General features: G+C 66.9%; 14 protein-coding genes and 1 pseudogene (1 of these 15 cut by a window edge). 11 read left to right on the top strand and 4 right to left on the bottom strand.

Annotation, left to right across the window (positions count from 1 at the left end; genetic code table 11):
- Positions 1 to 14: 14 nt before the first annotated feature.
- Positions 15 to 785 (bottom strand): hypothetical protein, encoded by a 771-nt coding sequence (locus GEV06_11785; protein MPZ18576.1) that lies wholly within the window; start codon positions 783 to 785, stop codon positions 15 to 17.
- The gene (locus GEV06_11780; GenBank protein ID MPZ18575.1) at positions 782 to 1,408 is read right to left on the bottom strand and encodes a sigma-70 family RNA polymerase sigma factor; all 627 of its coding nucleotides are present in this window, start codon (positions 1,406 to 1,408) and stop codon (positions 782 to 784) included. Before GEV06_11780 ends, GEV06_11785 begins: the two co-directional genes overlap by 4 nt.
- A gap of 121 nt (positions 1,409 to 1,529) precedes the next feature.
- Here GEV06_11780 and GEV06_11775 point away from each other — a divergent pair, with 121 nt between their 5' ends.
- The gene (locus GEV06_11775; GenBank protein ID MPZ18574.1) at positions 1,530 to 2,933 is read left to right on the top strand and encodes a tetratricopeptide repeat protein; all 1,404 of its coding nucleotides are present in this window, start codon (positions 1,530 to 1,532) and stop codon (positions 2,931 to 2,933) included.
- Between the two features lie 82 nt (positions 2,934 to 3,015).
- Here GEV06_11775 and GEV06_11770 read toward each other — a convergent pair whose 3' ends face one another.
- Complete coding sequence (locus GEV06_11770) at positions 3,016 to 3,417, bottom strand: four helix bundle protein (GenBank protein MPZ18573.1); 402 nt, start codon at positions 3,415 to 3,417, stop codon at positions 3,016 to 3,018.
- Between the two features lie 106 nt (positions 3,418 to 3,523).
- Positions 3,524 to 7,309, bottom strand: a complete 3,786-nt coding sequence (locus GEV06_11765) for a hypothetical protein (protein MPZ18572.1) — start codon at positions 7,307 to 7,309, stop codon at positions 3,524 to 3,526.
- Positions 7,310 to 7,369: 60 nt separating this feature from the next.
- On the opposite strand from GEV06_11765, the gene aroC reads away from it, so the two are divergent.
- The 10 genes and pseudogenes from aroC to bamD form a co-directional block, all read left to right on the top strand.
- Positions 7,370 to 8,608: a chorismate synthase gene (gene aroC / locus GEV06_11760; protein MPZ18571.1), complete on the top strand. Its 1,239-nt coding sequence runs from the start codon at positions 7,370 to 7,372 to the stop codon at positions 8,606 to 8,608.
- Between the two features lie 116 nt (positions 8,609 to 8,724).
- Positions 8,725 to 9,252, top strand: coding sequence for a peptide deformylase (gene def, locus GEV06_11755; protein MPZ18570.1), 528 nt, complete (start codon positions 8,725 to 8,727; stop codon positions 9,250 to 9,252).
- Positions 9,242 to 10,201, top strand: coding sequence for a methionyl-tRNA formyltransferase (locus GEV06_11750; protein MPZ18569.1), 960 nt, complete (start codon positions 9,242 to 9,244; stop codon positions 10,199 to 10,201). The genes def and GEV06_11750 overlap by 11 nt, the downstream gene beginning before the upstream one ends.
- Positions 10,198 to 11,595, top strand: coding sequence for a 16S rRNA (cytosine(967)-C(5))-methyltransferase RsmB (gene rsmB, locus GEV06_11745; protein MPZ18568.1), 1,398 nt, complete (start codon positions 10,198 to 10,200; stop codon positions 11,593 to 11,595). The genes GEV06_11750 and rsmB overlap by 4 nt, the downstream gene beginning before the upstream one ends.
- Positions 11,596 to 12,071: 476 nt before the next feature.
- Entirely contained in the window at positions 12,072 to 13,580 is a 1,509-nt protein-coding gene (locus GEV06_11740) for a radical SAM protein (protein MPZ18567.1), read from the top strand.
- 45 nt (positions 13,581 to 13,625) lie between these two features.
- Positions 13,626 to 14,348 carry a PASTA domain-containing protein gene (locus tag GEV06_11735; protein MPZ18566.1) on the top strand — a complete coding sequence of 241 codons (723 nt, stop codon included), beginning with the start codon at positions 13,626 to 13,628 and terminating at the stop codon, positions 14,346 to 14,348.
- On the top strand, positions 14,345 to 15,055 hold the full coding sequence (locus tag GEV06_11730) for a ribulose-phosphate 3-epimerase (GenBank protein MPZ18565.1): 711 nt from the start codon (positions 14,345 to 14,347) through the stop codon (positions 15,053 to 15,055). The genes GEV06_11735 and GEV06_11730 overlap by 4 nt, the downstream gene beginning before the upstream one ends.
- Entirely contained in the window at positions 15,048 to 15,443 is a 396-nt protein-coding gene (locus tag GEV06_11725) for a YbgC/FadM family acyl-CoA thioesterase (protein ID MPZ18564.1), read from the top strand. The genes GEV06_11730 and GEV06_11725 overlap by 8 nt, the downstream gene beginning before the upstream one ends.
- The gene (locus tag GEV06_11720; protein ID MPZ18563.1) at positions 15,440 to 16,432 is read left to right on the top strand and encodes an NAD-dependent epimerase/dehydratase family protein; all 993 of its coding nucleotides are present in this window, start codon (positions 15,440 to 15,442) and stop codon (positions 16,430 to 16,432) included. The genes GEV06_11725 and GEV06_11720 overlap by 4 nt, the downstream gene beginning before the upstream one ends.
- Positions 16,429 to 16,570, top strand: a pseudogene (bamD, locus tag GEV06_11715) (outer membrane protein assembly factor BamD) (it continues 246 nt past the right edge of the window). Before GEV06_11720 ends, bamD begins: the two are co-directional and overlap by 4 nt.

Here is a 16,570-nt window from a genome sequence, read left to right as displayed (position 1 = left end):
AACGCGCCCTACCCTCAGGCGGCGGTGTTGTCGTGTAGAGGCGGCGCCAAGCTCGCGCCTGGCTTGCCGATATCAGCGGGAGCCGGAGGTCGCACGGTCGTGCGCGAGAACAGCCACACCACGCGAACGGCCACGGGGGAACCGTTGTGGCTCGCCGGCTCGAAGCGCGTCTCTGCCAGCTGACGAATCATGAGCCGCGCGACTTCTTCGCTGAAGCTCGCATTGACCAGCTCCGGGTTCGCGAGTCGTCCCTCGCGCGTGACCACGCCGGAGAGGGCGAGCTCGAGCTCGCCCGCCTGTACCGCGCTCGAGACGAGCGCCGCCGGCATGACCGTGCTCGACCCCGCCAGCACTTGCGGCAGCACTTCTGCGTCTCGAATCGACACCGGGTTGCGGTCCGTCCCTGGCGAGAGGGCCGCCGACAGAAGGGCGACCAGCAATAAGCACAGCGCGGCGCTGGTCGTCCCGCTGAGACCGGCCCACACGAGGTGCCAGTCCTCGAACAACCGGCCCATCCGATTCGGCCACGCCATGTTGCGCTCGGCGGAAATCTGACTCACGACACGGATGGGAAGATTGGCCAGATCGTCCTGCTGTTCGGACGTCCGCGCGCGCACGGAGGCGCGCAGGAGCGTGCCGACCGAGTCGAACGCCGCCACCTCGCCGGCACACGCCGGGCAGGAGGAGAGATGCGCGCGCACGGCTCGCTGCTCGTCGATCGGCATCGCGCCGTCGCGGAAGGCCGATAGCCGCTCGCCAACGTCCGCACAGGACAACGCGTTCATGCGACCCTCAGTTCTTCTCGCAACTGGTGGCGCGCTCGGGCCAACCGCGACTTGACGGTCCCGACCGCAACCCCCAGCGAATAGGCAATCTCGTCGTAGCTCAGACCATCGATCTCGCGCAACACAATCGCCGTCCGCTGATCGAAGGGCAGCCGGTCCAGCGCGCGCCACACGAACTCGACGACTTCCTTCCGCTCCACCGTCGCCTCCGGATCGTCGCCCCGGTCCGGATCGGGCACCTCACGGAGGCGGTGCAAATTGTCGTCGAGCGACACTTGCTCGCGTTGCTTCCGTCGGCGCCACCAGCGCTGCCGATTGCGCGCCTGGTTGATGACAATGCGGTAGATCCAGGTGCGCAGCGAGGCGTGGCCCCGGAACGAGGGCAATGTCCGGAAGACGCGCAGGAAGACTTCCTGCGAGAGGTCCAGCGCTTCGTCATGCTCCCCCAGCAGGTGCAGTGCAAGCTGGTACACCATGCGCTGGTGAGCCTCGACGAGGGCCGTGCAGGCCTGCTCGTCCCCTGCCCGACACCGCGCTACGAGCTCGGCTTCGACTTCGCCGCTGCTCGCCCACTCCAAGCCAACTGGCTTGACCGAGAGCCCCTCGGCCATTCGACGCTCCATCCTTCTACAATAGCAGCTGAAGATATGCTCTTGTAAACCTTTAGACACCGGTGTGTCCTAAAAGGTTCCTGTACAGGTAGTTTGGTGCGGACGCCTCACCGAGGCGTCCGTCTCGGGCCCAATGACTCGCCGCTCCATCCTGACCGTCGTCCTGCTCGCCGTGGGCTTCGCGGCGGTCTTGGCTGCGACCGCGATCCAGCGGGAGCGTACGTACCAGGGGCTGCTCGCTCGCGGCACCAATGCGCTCCGCCACCATGACGCGGCCGTGGCCATCGAGGCGCTGAGCGGCGCCATCGCGCTGAAACGGAGCTCGATGGTGGCATACCTGCGGCGGGGCGAAGCCTACTTGCTCGGTGGCCCACAGGGCTTTCCGTCGGCGCTGCGCGACTTTCGGGAAGCCGCACGCCTGGATCGCGGCGCCGTCCGTCCCTTGGAGCGCCTCGGGGACATCAGCACGAAGCTGGGCTCCCATGAGCGCGCCGCGGAGTACTACCGCACGGGCCTCGAGCTCGACGCGGGTGCGCCAGCGATGACATACAAGCTCGCGCTGGCGACGTATCAAGCAGGCCGACTCGCGGACGCGCTCGAGCTCGCCCAACGCGCCTCGAGGCTCGATCCACGACTGGCCGAAGCGCATTACTTGCGTGGCCTCTGTTTGGTCGACCAAAAGAGACTCCGTGAAGGCTCTGAGGCATTTCGGCGGGCGTTGGCAGGCGATGCGAGCCTCGTAGAGGCCAGGGCCCAGCTTGCGCTCACGGCCAGGCAGCTGGGACGCGGTGGTGAGGAGGTCACCCAGCTCGAACAGCTGGCGGAGCAGACCCAGCAACCAGAGTATGCCGTCGAGCTCGGCCGAGCGCTGACACGGCTTGGACGGATCGACCAAGCCATCGAGGTCCTCGACAAGGCGTCCACTCGATTCCCGCGCGACACGAAGGTGATGACAACGCTAGGCAGCGCCTGGCTCGAAAAGGCAGCGGCCACGGAGGACGGACGAGCGCGCACGCAGGCGCTCGCCTGGCTCGAGCGCGCTGAAGCGGACGAACGCCGCACAGGACGAGAAACGAGCGACACGCTGGCGGCGCTCGGGCGCGCCTGGCTCCTTGGCGACAACCCGCGTCAGGCGGTCGAAGTCCTCCAGCGAGCGGTCGCCACGCCACCCGCCAGCGTGACGGCCTTCGATGACCTGGGCCGCGCTGCGGAACAGCTCAGCGACTGGTCGCTTGCCCGAACCGCACTCGAACGCGCGCAGGCGCTCGATCCGACAACGCGGCCCGACGGTCGCGCCGCGCGCGCCGCACACCTTGCCGACCTCTCCACGCGACTATCGGATCACGAAGCGGCAGCCGCGTGGCTCGATGAGGCACGTCATCTTCGCCCTAACGACATGTCACTGGTCGCGCGCGCGGTCGAGGCTCACTGGGCCGCCGGCCATCGAGATGAAGCAGTGCGCATGCTGTATGCGGCACTTGCCAAGGAGCCGGAGGACGCCGCGCTGCGCCGCCTGGCATCGCGGATGCAGGAGTAAAGGGGCAAGGGACCTAGGGATCTAGGGATCTAGGGACCTAGGGATCTAGGGGGGGCCAGGGGCAGGGCGAAGGAGGAGTCGTCTAAATAGGCCGGCATCCAACCGATCGCGCTTGCTTGGCGCGCAGCTTGTTTATCAGAGCGGCTAGCATTCGCTCGATATCGCCGTGGAGAGCAAGCATACGTATTGCCTGATCCTCGGAGAAGTAGCGAAGTGCTCGAGCCAGGAGCACCTGTGTTTCCAATTCTGCAACAGAGCCGGCGGCGATTCGGAGGAAGCGCAGGTACTCAGGCGTGGTGCCGCGCCTGTGTCCCTCTGCGATGTTGTAAGTGACCGAGCGGGCGGTCTTGCGCAGCTCCGCGCTGAGGCCATATTTTTCCTCGGCCGGAAAGTCCTTCGTCAGTTGGTGCACGTCTACCGCCAAACGGAATGCCTTTTGCCAGACGACGAGATCCTTGAACGTGCGAATGGCCGCTCTCTGCATATCGCGCCTCCCCGGCCCCGTGCCACCCTGTGCCCTAGATCCCTAGGTCCCTAGATCCCTAGACCCCTAGACCCCTAGACCCCTAGACCCCTAGACCCCTAGACCCCTACCCAATGCCCAGCCGCGCGATCAGCTTTTGAAGCCCCTGCCGTGTCAAGCCAAGCTCGCGAGCGGCACGGGCGCGGCACCCGGCCGTGCGTGCAAGCGCTGCGCGCACGTACCGCGCCTCGAAGGCGCGTCGGGCCTCGTCCAGCGTCGCGGCGTGCGCCGCTCCCGCCTGCGCGGCAATGGCGTCGGGGAGAAGGCGTGGCCCGACCTGGCCGCGTGACGGCGCACGGACCGCGAGGGCCGCAAGAACGTTTTGAAGCTCGCGGACGTTGCCCGGCCAGTCGTAGCGCGCCAGCGCAGCCACCGTCGCAGGCAACAGCCTCGCCGCGCTCCCAACACGCTGGGTGGTCTGGCTCCAGTAATGCGCCGCGAGCACCGCGATATCTTCGGAGCGCTCTCGCAGTGGCGGCGCCACAATGTGCACGACATCGAGCCGATACAAGAGGTCGCGCCGGAAGCGGCCTTCATCGGCCGTGGATTGCAGTGAGCGATTCGATGCCGCCACAATCCGGACGTCCACGCGGCGCGGCAGCGTCTCCCCGATGCGGCGCACCTCACCCTCCTGAATCGTGCGCAGCAGCTTGGCCTGACCGCGTGGCGAGAGCTCACCAACTTCGTCCAGGAAGAGCGAGCCTCCGTCGGCGTCTTCGAAGAGGCCAGCACGGTCGGAGAGGGCGCCGGTGAAGGCGCCGCGCGTGTGACCAAAGAGCTCCGCGTCGAGCAGCTCGTCCGGCAGCGCCGCACAGTTGAGCGGACAAAAGCGACGGAGCCGCCGGGGGCTTCCGGCATGGATGGCTCTCGCGACGAGCTCCTTGCCGCTGCCGCTCTCTCCCTCAACGAGCACCGGAAACGGAGCGGCCGCCGCGCGCGCCACCGCGTGACGTAGCTCCGCCATGGCAGGGCTCGCGCCGAGCAGCCCATACTGCTCGCCTTTCTCCGGCACGGCCGGCAGCCTCGCCTGCCGATCGACCAACAGCCAGACCAGCGATGCGCTCGCGGCCGCCGCCGATGCCAGGAGCGCGAGAACGCGGCGCCCGTCGGGCGTCGCCCCCAACGACCAGCAGGCACCGAGGGCGCCGACCGTGGCGCCATGTGTCCGCACGGGAACGGCGCCCACCAGGCCGGACGCGGTTTCCGACAAGCCCTGCGCGACTCCCGCGTCGAGCGTGCTTCGGCACGTGTCGAGCGCGGCCCTTCCAGGTCGCCCGACGCCGACCATCGCGCCCGAGGGCGGCTCTCGTCCGACAATGAAGACCGCTGAGGCATCGAGCTCACGACGGAGTGACCGGCAAATGGCATCGAGCCCCATGGCTTCGTCACTGGCGTCCTCGCAGACACGCAACACGTCCGAGAGCGCCACGGCCATCGTCCGCTCTTCGGGGGAGCCCTCGAAGAGCGGGTCGAGTACGCGGCTGACCGCCATGACGATCGACGATCGGGGTGGTGCGGCGTTCGGGCGGCTTCCCGCTCGCTCACCCCACGCGCGTCGCCGCGACTCACCGCAGGCGGCTTGACCCGGTCCATGGCAGGCAAGCGCATAGTCGACACAGGCCCTCACAAGTGGAGGGAGCTGGAGTCGACGCGCTCGGGCCAGCCTTCTGGCCGCGCGCCTGGCTTCGGCGCGTGCATCCAGTGCACCCGCAACACGCAAGGCCATTGCCCGACAGGTCAGCGCAGCGAGCGGAAGTGCGGCTGCCCGGGCGGCGGCAAGACCCGCACGCACGTGCTCGAACGCCGCATCGCGATTGCTGACGCGCGTTTGGAGCACGGCGTGGGCCGTGTGCCACTCGACGGTCTCGAGCCGCATGGTCGATGGACCATCCGATTCCTGCCATCGGGCCGTTGACTCCCCCACGCGGTCAGCACCGTGCTCTGCCGGCTCGTGTCCAAAAGGCCTGCCGGCGCCGGCCGTGCCACGTAAGACCTGCCCCGCCTGCACAATCCGCTGCTGTGCAATCAGGGCGAGCGCCTCGTACACGAGCGCTCGTGTCCGAACCGGCTCAGCGGCAGTGGCAAGCGCGCCGGCGAGCTCTTCGACCTGCGTGAACCGCGCCTGCCAAAACGCGCAGCGCATCAATTCAACGCGTGCCAGCGCATAGCGCCGATCGTCTCCCCGGCCGGCCGCATCGAGCTCTGTCGCCCGCAAGAGACGCTCGGCCACCTCGAATCGTCCGGCGTCGGTCTCGGTTGCACCCATGGCGCGCGTTGCGTCGTTCGCGCGGTCTAGGCAGTGCTCCACCGCAAAGAGGTCGGCCGCTTCGCGAAAATGCGTCACCGCACGTTCGGTGCTGCCTTGGCGGACCAATGCCTCACCAAGCGCCATCGCCGCGTCCGCCACAGCAAGGCCCGCACCGCGGCGGCGCAGCGTTCCAAGGGCGACGCGGAGCAACGCGATCGCCTGCGTGCGGCGACCTCGCGCCGAGAGCGCCCGTGCGCGGTCGATCTGCCCTCGCGCCCGCGCCGACAGGCGATCGACGGCAGCCACGGGTGTCGAGCGACCCTTGGTCGGCGGCGTCGAGTCGCCCGCGCGTGGTGGTGGTGGTTCTGGTGCGGGAGCGTAATCTCGTGCGTCCTCGGCAGCCAACAGTGTGTGGCGCCGTGCAGGTGCATAGGTCTCCATCGTTTCGCTCCCACACCAATAGCCGGCCGTGTGCAAGGCGTTGATCAAGAGTCCGGGGATGCCCGTCGCACGGTGGGCGGCCTGCTCCACGGCCAAGCGCATCTGTCCTGGCACCGTTGGCGCCGGCCAAGCCACAGCACCGACGAGCTCGCGTCCACACCAGCCAGCCAGGCGAAGGCTCCGTTGCGTCGATCGGGTGCTCCAGAGTCCCGTCACCAACGCGACCGCACGACCTGCGCGGGTCCAGCGTGCCACGAGCGGCCCGGGAAACAGTGGTGTTTGCGAGCGCGAGCTGCTCGAGGGGCCTGTCCCGAGCGCGGTCGAGGGGCTCGTCCCGAGCGTAGCCGAGGGATCGACAAGCAGGACCAGCGTTCGTCCTCGAAGCTCCGGGAGCGTCTCGACGAGCGGCGCCGTTGACGGGCACACCGGCACAAACCCACGTCGTCTTGCTTCCGAGGCCACGAGCGCGAGGAGGGTGGTGAGACCCGCACCGCGAGGCGCCTCGAGTGCCACGGCACAGAGCTTCCGATCGGACCACGCGTCCAGCGTCTCGCCCAGTCCTTCGACGAGTGGATCGATCTGTAGCCGTAGCCCCACGCACAACGGAGCGGCTCGAAGGTGCGCGAGCCGCGTTGCCGCCTCGAGCTCGGCCATCTCTACCCGTCGGTTTCCGTGCTCTTCCAGCTCGAGACCGGTGATCTCGTCTGGCAGCATGGCGAGACGCCCGTTCCACGTTCTGATGCGCCCCCACGGAGATACACCAGCCGCGAGCTTCAACCCGTGAAGTGTCCCGTACGCGCTGGCGAGGGCGTGTACGCCGGCCGCAGTAGGGTCTGTTGGTCCAGGAACACTGGCAGCGTAGAACTCGAGCCACGATGCTCGATCGCCGTGACCACACTCGGCCCAATCCACCAGCGGCACGAGGTGAGGATGGCGCAGTCGAGCGAGACGGGCGCACCGATCCCGCCACGCTGCCCGCCTGGAGCCGACGACAACGCGAGCACACACAGTGACGCGCCGCCCGGTCGCGAGGTCGAGCGCTTCACCTCCCGGTCCGCAGACGAAACGATCGGCAAGGAGCTGCGGCACACGTCGCTCTGTGCAAGAACGCTTCCGGGGCGACCACGAGTCGCGAGGTGCCGAGATCACGGGATGTTTCAGCATCCATGTGCGCGCGACGAGCCGAGATGTTGCAAAAACTTCGTGTACAATTCCCTCGAAATGCTGCGATTTCTCACAGCTGGTGAGTCGCACGGACAAGCGCTGGTCGTGATCATCGAGGGCCTGCCGGCCGGTTTGCGCGTGGATCCCGATGGGATCACGCGGGATCTGCGGGCGCGGCAGGGCGGGTATGGTCGTGGGCGCCGGATGGCGATCGAGAGCGACCAGGCAGAGATTCTGTCGGGCGTGCGGAAGGGCGAAACACTCGGCAGTCCGGTTGCGCTCCTGATCCGGAATCGGGATTGGCCAAACTGGCAGGTCACGATGCATGCAGCGGCTGAGGCACCGGCAGATGCCACTGGCGCACGCCGCGCGGCGGTCACGCGCCCGCGGCCGGGCCATGCGGATCTCGCCGGTGCGCTCAAGTACGACCGCTCCGATATTCGCGATGTCCTCGAGCGCGCGAGCGCCCGGGAAACGGCGGCACGCGTGGCGGCAGGCGCCTTGGCAAGACAGCTCTTGGCACGCTTCGACGTGCGCCTGGCAAGTCACGTCTTCGCCATTGGTGACGCCGCGCTGTCCGACCCGCTGGCCGTGACGTTCGAGCAGATCGTCGCGATACCAGCCGAGGCGCCCTTGCGGTGCGTTGATAGCTCGGTGGAAGCGCTCATGATTGCTGCGATCGATCGCGCGCGCGAGGCGGGCGATACGCTCGGTGGTGCGTTCGAGGTCGTGGCCCGCGGCTTGCCGCCCGGTCTCGGCAGTCACGTCCACTGGGATCGCAAGTTGGACGGCCGTCTCGCACAGGCGGTCATGTCGATTCCAGCCATCAAAGGGGTAGGCATAGGCCTCGGCGCGACAGCCGCCGCTCGTCCAGGCTCGCAAGTGCACGATGAGATCCTGCTGCCGAGCGCCCAGCGGCTCACGCACGGAGACATGGGCGTCGTGCGGCCGACCAATCGCGCCGGAGGCCTCGAGGGCGGTGTGACAAACGGAGAAGATCTTCGGGTCACCGCCTATATGAAGCCCATCTCGACCCTCATGAAGCCGCTGCAGTCGGTTGATCTCGAAACCATGGAGACCTCCCCCGCGACCGTGGAACGAAGCGATGTCTGCGCAGTGCCCGCGGCAGCTTGTGTCGGCGAGGCGATGGTTGCCCTAGTCGTCGCCGACGCGTTCCTCGAGAAGTTTGGCGGCGATTCCATTACCGAGATCCAAGGGCACTACGGCGCCGCCCGTGACCGCGTGCGCGAGCGCTTCGTGCCCAGAACAGTGACGAATTCAGTGACGAGTGACGAGTGACGAGTGAGGGTAGATCCTACGTTTCAGGACACTAGCGATGGACCACGCCGGCAGCCCGCGGCGTCTCGCGTGCCGGCTCGTCACTCGTCACTCGTCACTCGTCACTGTTTTTGAGCATGACGCAGCCCATCCTTCGCTACGGTGCCTCGATGCTGCATACGCCAGCGGGGCCCGTCACGACGTTTGATGATGAGCTGCAGGTGCTGGTCGACAGCATGATCGAGACCGTGCACGCCGCACCCGGTGTGGGGCTCGCGGCGCCTCAGGTGGGAGCCCCGCTACGTTTGATGGTCATCGATCTGTCGATCGGCCGGAACCCGCACGAGATCCTGGTGCTTGCAAATCCGGAGGTCGTGGCCAGGGAAGGCGTTCAGCGCCAGCGCGAAGGCTGTCTGAGCGTGCCTGGCTTCGATGCGCGCGTCAGCCGCCCACGGCGAATCGTCGTCCGCGGGCTCAACCGCCACGGTGAGCCTTGCACGATCGAAGGGACGAATCTGCTGGCCCGCGTTCTCCAGCATGAGCTGGACCACCTGGAGGGCACGCTGTATCTCGACCGGCTCAGGCGGCTTTCACGCTGGTCGATCATGTGGCGTTTGAAGCGGCTCCAACGGAAGGGAACGTGGTGGCGAGCGCATGGCAAATGAGCCGCGGCTCCGTATCGTCTTCTTTGGAACGCCAACGTTTGCCGTACCCACGCTAGAGGGACTGCTGCGATCCCGCCATCCGGTCGTCGGTGTGGTCACACAACCGGATCGACCGCGGGGGCGCGGGCAGGTCGTCCGATCCTCGCCGATCAAGGCGCTGGCGCTCGTACACGACGTTCCAGTGTGGCAGCCGGACAAGCTCAAAGACGATGCGTTTCTGGCTCTGGCTCGATCGGTCGAGCCGGATCTGGGCGTCGTTGCTGCTTATGGCAAGCTCCTACCGGATGTTCTCCTCACCATCCCGCGCCTGGGCTTGATCAACGTGCATGCATCACTGTTGCCACGCTACCGCGGTGCCTCGCCGATCCAACGAGCGGTGCTCGCGGGCGACGCCGAGACCGGCGTGACGATCATGCGCGTGGTCAGCGCACTCGACGCCGGGGCATCTCTCGCGCAGCGGCGGCATCCCATCGGCCCCGAGGACACGAGTGGCGACGTCGAGCAGGCGCTCGCGACACTTGGCGCCTCCCTCCTCTGCGAGACCGTCGATCGACTCGCCGCCGGAGCCGTCGACGAAACGGCCCAAGATGACACACAGGCGACCTACGCGCCGCGCTTGCGCAAAGACGAAGGACTCATCGACTGGAGCCGACCCGCGCTGGCCGTCCACAACCATGTGCGCGCGATGCAGCCATGGCCCGGCGCGTTCTCGTTTCTTCACGGTCAGCGACTCATGATGCGACGCACTCGGCCCGCCGCTCCAACTGACGCCGCTCCCGGGACCATCGTCGAGGCGGACCGCGATGTGCTCCGTGTCGCTACGGGTGACAACAGCTCACTACACTTGCTCGAGGTGCAACCGGAAGGACGACGGGCGATGGCGGCGAGAGACTTCCTGGCGGGCCGACGACTGGAGGTGGGCGCTCGTTTCAACGGTCGGCGCCCATGACGGCTCCAGCTCGCTCGGCGGCGTGGCGTGCGCTCCGTCGCGTGCACGAGACGGGCACCGACCTGCCGATTGCCTTGGCGCGCGAGCGCGACGGTCTGGCGGACGCCCGCGATCGGGCCCTCACTACTGAGATCACCCTCGGCGTCCTTCGCTGGCAGGCCGCGCTCGACTACCTGATTACCCGCGCCGCCAAACGTCCTCTCGACGCCATCGACACTGCATCGCTCGACGTGCTCCGCCTTGGCGCGTACCAACTCCTCCACTTGACACGCGTGCCGGCGGCAGTCGTGGTCGACGAAGCGGTAGACCTGGTAAAGCGCGCGCATCACCCACGGGCCGCCGGGTTCATCAACGCCACGTTGCGCCAAATCGCGGTCACGCGAGGCGCTGGCCTTCCACCAGCCCCCCCACTGCGGCCACCATCAGCGAGCGGCGCGGCGCGCCGATGGCGGCAACGCGCGCTGGAGCATCTGGCGGTCACACTCTCACACCCGGCGTGGCTCATGGAGCGCTGGCTCGATCGTTACGGGTTTCAGGCCGCCGCCGAGATCGCGAGCTTCAACAACCGCAGTGCACCGCTCACCTTGCGCGCGAATCCGCTACGCACGACGCCGGCTACTTTGGCAAGGGCGCTCGAAGCTCACGGCGTTGCAACGCAGCCCGGACGCTACGCGCCAGAGGCGCTGATCGTTACCGCTGGGCACCCGCTCGGAACACCACCCCTCGAGGAAGGCGCTTGCTCCGTGCAGGACGAAGCATCGCAGGCGGTCGGCGTGCTCGCAGCCGCCGCCACCTGCGCAGGGGAGAGGGCGCCGGTGCTGGATGCCTGTGCCTCACCTGGTGGTAAGACGTTGGCACTCGCAGCGGCACTGGAGCCTGGGTCGCTCATCGTCGCAGCGGACACGAGGCGCGCGCGCGTGCAGTTGCTCCGGAACACACTCGCCCGCGCGGGCACCAAGTGGGTACAGGTCGTACAAATCGATTTAACACGCGGCTTGCCGTTTCGAGAGCTGTTTCAGGGCGTGCTGCTCGACGTGCCCTGCTCGGGCTTGGGAACAATCCGCCGCGACCCGGACATTCGGTGGAAGCGGACGCCGGACGATCTCATCCGTTTTGCGGCAGCTCAGCGTGTGATGCTCCGCGAAGCGGCACGGGTTGTCGCTCCAGGCGGGCGGCTGGTGTACGCCACCTGCTCGAGCGAGCCGGAAGAGAACCAGGATCTCGTGGCGCGCTTTCTCGCGGAGCACGAATCCTTTGCATTGATAGGCGCGAACAGCCTACCGGTGCCGGACTCGATGCGAACGCTCATCGACGCGGAGGGCTTCTTTCATACCCTCCCACACGTGCATGGCCTCGAGGCGTTCTTCGCGGCGGTCATGAGGCGCGCAATCTGACCGCGCACGATTCCTGACCAGTTCAGATGGAGGGCGTGCTAAAATGCGCGAAGTCTGGCTTTCTTGAGTCCTGTCTCCGACCCGCCTCGTGTAGGGTCTTATCCAGCCCTCATCAAAGCTCGTCATCTCGCCGGGGACTGGCCGTGGGGCCTCTGGCGACGAGCAACCTCGCACACTTGACCGATGCAACAGCCAACTTACTCAGAGACCATCAGCCCGCCGAGCGCGTGCCCTTCCTGTGGCGCAACAGATCTGGTAACCACGAGCAAGACCATTGGTCCGTCGACGTATTGGCGCTGCCGGGCGTGCGGCGAAGTGTGGAATCAAGGCCGACGGTTGGGAGGCAACCGCTATGACTTTCGGCGACCGGCGGGACATTAGGTGCGATGCGGCCTGACGGCCGGCGCGCCGCGACCGTCGCGCCAGGCTCTATCCGCCCTACCTAGCAAGGAGAATGCTTGCTGACCGCCGCTTCAATGACGATTCATCTCATCAATCCGAGCCACGTCTCGTTCGGGATTGGCGTCATCACGCCGCGGTGGCTCTATGTGCTGGCCGCTGCCACGCCTGAGTGTTACGGTCCCCCAATTCTGGCCGACGAAACGCTCGAGCCCTTCGACGCCGGATCCGTGAAGGCGGGAGACGTTGTCGGGATCGGGATTCACACCGGTAATGCCTTGCGGGGCTACGAGGTGGGCGCCGCGGCGCGGGCGGCTGGCGCCCATGTCGTCTTTGGCGGCATCCATGCCACGCTCTATCCAGACGAGGCGTTTCAGCTCGGCGGTGCGCATGCGGTCGTGACCGGCGATGGCGACCAGATCTGGTCGACCGTGCTGAGCGACTGTGCCAAAGGAGCTGTTGCCCGCGTGTACGAGGGTGGACGCCTCGAGCCCGATCGTTTTCTCGCGGGCCGTTGGGAGCTGCTGCCGGCCGGGCGCTATATGTGGGCGTCGGTGCAGACGGTGCGCGGCTGCCCGAAGCACTGCTCGTTCTGCTCGGTCTGGAGGACCGACGGCCAGCGTCCTCGTCAACGCGATTGGGGCTGCATCATCCGGGAGATCGTCGACCTGCGCCGGCGGGGCTTCCGCTTCATTGCGCTGGCCGACGACAATTTCTATCCCGTGACGTTGACCGATCTGCGGATGGCCGCGCGACGGAGCAATCCCGCACAGCTCGAGCAGCTCCAAGCGGCGCGCGCAGAGCGGTTCGAGCTGATGGCCCAGCTCGCGCGGTTGCCGGACGACTCGGTCTTCTTCACGCAGATCACCATGGAAGCGGCGGAAGATCCGGAGTTCTTGGAGGCCATGCGGCGCGCGCACATCAAAGGCGCGCTCGTCGGCGTCGAATCGGTGACGCCCGAGGGCCTGAAAGACGTGTACAAGGACTTCAACGCCAGTGGCGACGCGCTGGTGGAGCGGCTGCGCGCCTTTCGCCAGCACGGTGTGCACGTGCTCGGCTCGTTCATCTTCGGCCTGCCGAGCGACAAGCCAGAGACGTTCGACGCCTGCCTTGCGGTGGCCGAGCGTGCCGATCTCACCTTCGCGCAATTCGTGATGTTGACGCCCTTTCCGGGCACGATCGATTTCACAACGTGGGAGAAGTCGAAGGGCGCGGATCCTGACCGCATCGGGGGCGTGCCCGTGACGCGACACTGGCTCATACCCCAGGTCCTCCGGCCCAAGGTCTACGTGCCGCACCCCGTCATGACGCCAGACGAGATCCGCCGGCGCACGCAGAGAGTCTGGGACCGCTTCTACAGTCTGCGCAGCATCTGGGGCCGGTCGCAGGTTGTCAGCTCCATGAAGGCGCGATTGACCTTTGTGCTCATCTCGAAGATCTACCGGCAGATGTACGCCAACACGGGCATCGCGACCGACAGCGCACGTGTCAGTCGCTCGGTGCGCCTGGCGCGCCTCATGGCACGGCCTTGCCGCAGGCTGTTTGCGGGCCGACCGCTGCCCGAGCTCCAAGTGCCGCCAATGTAAGGCGTTAGGCAATTCACAGCAACCTGTAGTAGATTCAAGAGTTTGATGGCGCTCTCGACGCGTGTCTGGGGTGCGGGACGGTTTGTCATACTCGGAGCCGCCCTCCTGGCTGCCTTCGTGATCTCCTTTGGCGTTGCCATGCGCCTGGCGGTCCGCTCACGCGATGTGGCGGTGCCGAGCCTCGTCGGCCGGACGGTCAATGTGGCCAGCCGTTCGCTGACCGACCTCGGCCTGCCGCTGAAGGTCGAAGAACAGGCACGGCGTGACCCGGCGGTGCCAGCAGGCGTGATCGTGGCGCAGGAGCCTACCGCCGGCACGCGGACGCGGCCGCCGCGGAGCGTGCGCGTGTGGGTGAGCGCGGGAACGGGCGCACGGGCCGTCCCGTCGTTTGTCGGTGCGCCAGAGCGAACGGCGGCGCTGCGAGTCGAAAGCGACGGCCTGAAGCTCTTGTCTGGCGCAGTGGTGAGGACAGCCGATTATCCCGTCGGCAGCGTGATAGCGCAGGCGCCAGGAGCGGGCCAGCGCAGCGACGGCGTGGCTTTGCTCGTGAATCAGGGCGAGCAAGGGCGCTCGTACGTCATGCCAGATCTCATAGGAACCGTCAGCGCCAACGCAGCCGAGGCGCTGCGGGCGCGCGGCTTTCGCGTGGCGGAGACCAACAGCTATCAGTATCCCGGCGTCCCACCCGGCATCGTGTTGCGGCAGGCACCGCAGGCCGGCTATCAGATTGCGCCTGGCGATGCGATCTCCTTGGAGGTCAGTCGATGAGCGTGCGGATCGCCTCCTCTATTCTGGCGGCCGACTTCGCCGCGCTTGGCGAGGCGGTCCGCGCGACCGAGGAGGGAGGCGCCGATTGGATACACGTGGACGTGATGGATGGCCATTTCGTGCCGAACATCACGATTGGCCCGCCGGTCGTGGCGGCGCTCAAGCGCGTGGCCCGCGTTCCGCTCGACGTGCACCTCATGATCACCGAGCCAGATCGCTATCTGGAGGCATTCGCGGAAGCAGGTGCGAATCACCTCATCGTGCACGTGGAGGCGACGCCCCATCTGCACCGCACGGTCCATCGAATTCAGGAGCTCGGTCTCCGGGCCGGCGTCGCGCTCAACCCCTCGACGCCGATCGCGGCGATCGAAGAAATGGCCGCCGATCTCGACATCGTGCTGCTCATGTCGGTGAACCCCGGGTTCGGCGGACAGGCCTTCATTCCCCGCAGCACGTCCAAAGTACGGGCGGTGCGCGGCCTGCTCGAGCGAACGGGAAGCCGCGCGCTGGTCTCCATTGATGGTGGTATCGATACCAGCAACGCCGCCCTCGTCGTCGATGCTGGCGTCGACGTGTTGATCGCCGGGACGACGATCTTTGGCACCGACGACGCGGGCGAGGCAACCAGGGCCCTCCGCCGATCGGCGACACGCGGTCTCGCCGCGTCCGACCGCGACAGCCTGCTGACCGGTGACGCCCATGGTTGAAGGGGCCACCAAGGTCCGCGTGCGGTATGCGGAGACCGACAAAATGGGCGTGGTCTACTACGCCAACTACTTCGTCTGGTTCGAGGTCGGCCGCTGCGAGCTGCTCCGAACGCTTGGGTGGACCTATCGCGATATGGAGGAGAACGGAGTCTCGTTGCCGGTGCTGGAAGCCAGTTGTGCCTACCTCCGGCCGAGCTTCTATGACGATGAGTTGGAAGTGCGCACGGCGGGACGTGTGGTGTCGCGCGTCCGGGTCGGCTTCGATTATCAGGTCGTCCGCACCGCCGACGGCCTGGTGACCGCCACGGGCCGTACCGTGCACGCGCCACTAGACCGTGAGCGGCGGCCCTGCCGCCTGCCCGGGACAATTCGTGAGGCGCTCGCATGAGGGCACTCGTGACCGGTGCGGCCGGCTTCATTGGATCGCACCTGTGTGAGCGGCTGCTGGCGCAGGAGGCGGAAGTCGTTGGCCTCGATGCATTTACCGACTACTATACGCGGGCGCTCAAGGAGGCCAACCTCCACGCCTGCCACGCGCATCCAAAGTTCCAACTCCAGGAAGCGCGACTTCAGGATGCGGAGCTCGCGCCGCTGCTCCGTGACGTGACGCACGTCTTCCACATGGCGGCGCAGCCCGGCGTTCGCAAGAGTTGGGGACGGGACTTCGACGTCTATGTTCGAGACAACATCGACGCGACGCAGCGCCTCCTCGAAGCATGTACGGTGGTGCGGCTCGAGCGTTTCGTGTACGCGTCCACCTCGTCGGTATACGGTGACGAGGCGTCCATTCCCATGCGAGAAGAGGCGCGCCTCCAGCCGCTCTCGCCCTATGGTGTGAGCAAGCTGGCTGCCGAGCACCTGTGCCACCTGTATTGCCAGTCGTACGGCGTCCCGGCTGTCTCACTCCGCTACTTCACGGTCTATGGGCCGCGGCAACGACCAGACATGGCGTTTCACCGCTTTCTCAAGGCCGCCATCGAGGGGCGCGCCGTCACCCTGTATGGCGACGGCGAGCAAACGCGCGATTTCACGTTCGTTGGCGACGCCGTTTCGGCGGCCCTGGCGGCCGCAAGCCGTGGAGGCGCCGGACGCGTCTACAACGTCGGCGGGGGCTCTCGGGTGTCGGTGAATCAGGTTCTCGCCCTCATCGAGCAGCTGATGGGAAGACCTCTGAAGATAGAGCGACTTCCGGCGCAACGAGGCGACATGCGCGATACGTACGCTGACACATCGCGCGCGCGCCAAGAGCTCGGCTTTTCACCCGAGACGACCCTCGAAGAAGGACTTCACGCAGAGTATCAATGGCTCAGCACGATTTCGCAATCGCTCGTCCAGTCTTTGCGCGGCTCGGATCATCCCGAGGCGATCAAGGGATGACTCTGACACCGACGCGAGCCGCGCCGCGCCGGTCGGCGCTCGCCCGGCTCGGCGCGGTTCTGCTGCTCGCCGGTGCTGCGGCCTGCGCGGCCACGCCAGGTCGCGTGCCACAGGGCGTGGCACAGCCGGACCGGTACC

It is taken from the genome of Luteitalea sp., assembly GCA_009377605.1.
GTDB lineage: Bacteria > Acidobacteriota > Vicinamibacteria > Vicinamibacterales > Vicinamibacteraceae > WHTT01.
Note: the sequence above shows the minus strand (reverse complement) of the source record. Positions and strands in the feature narration are given on the sequence as shown.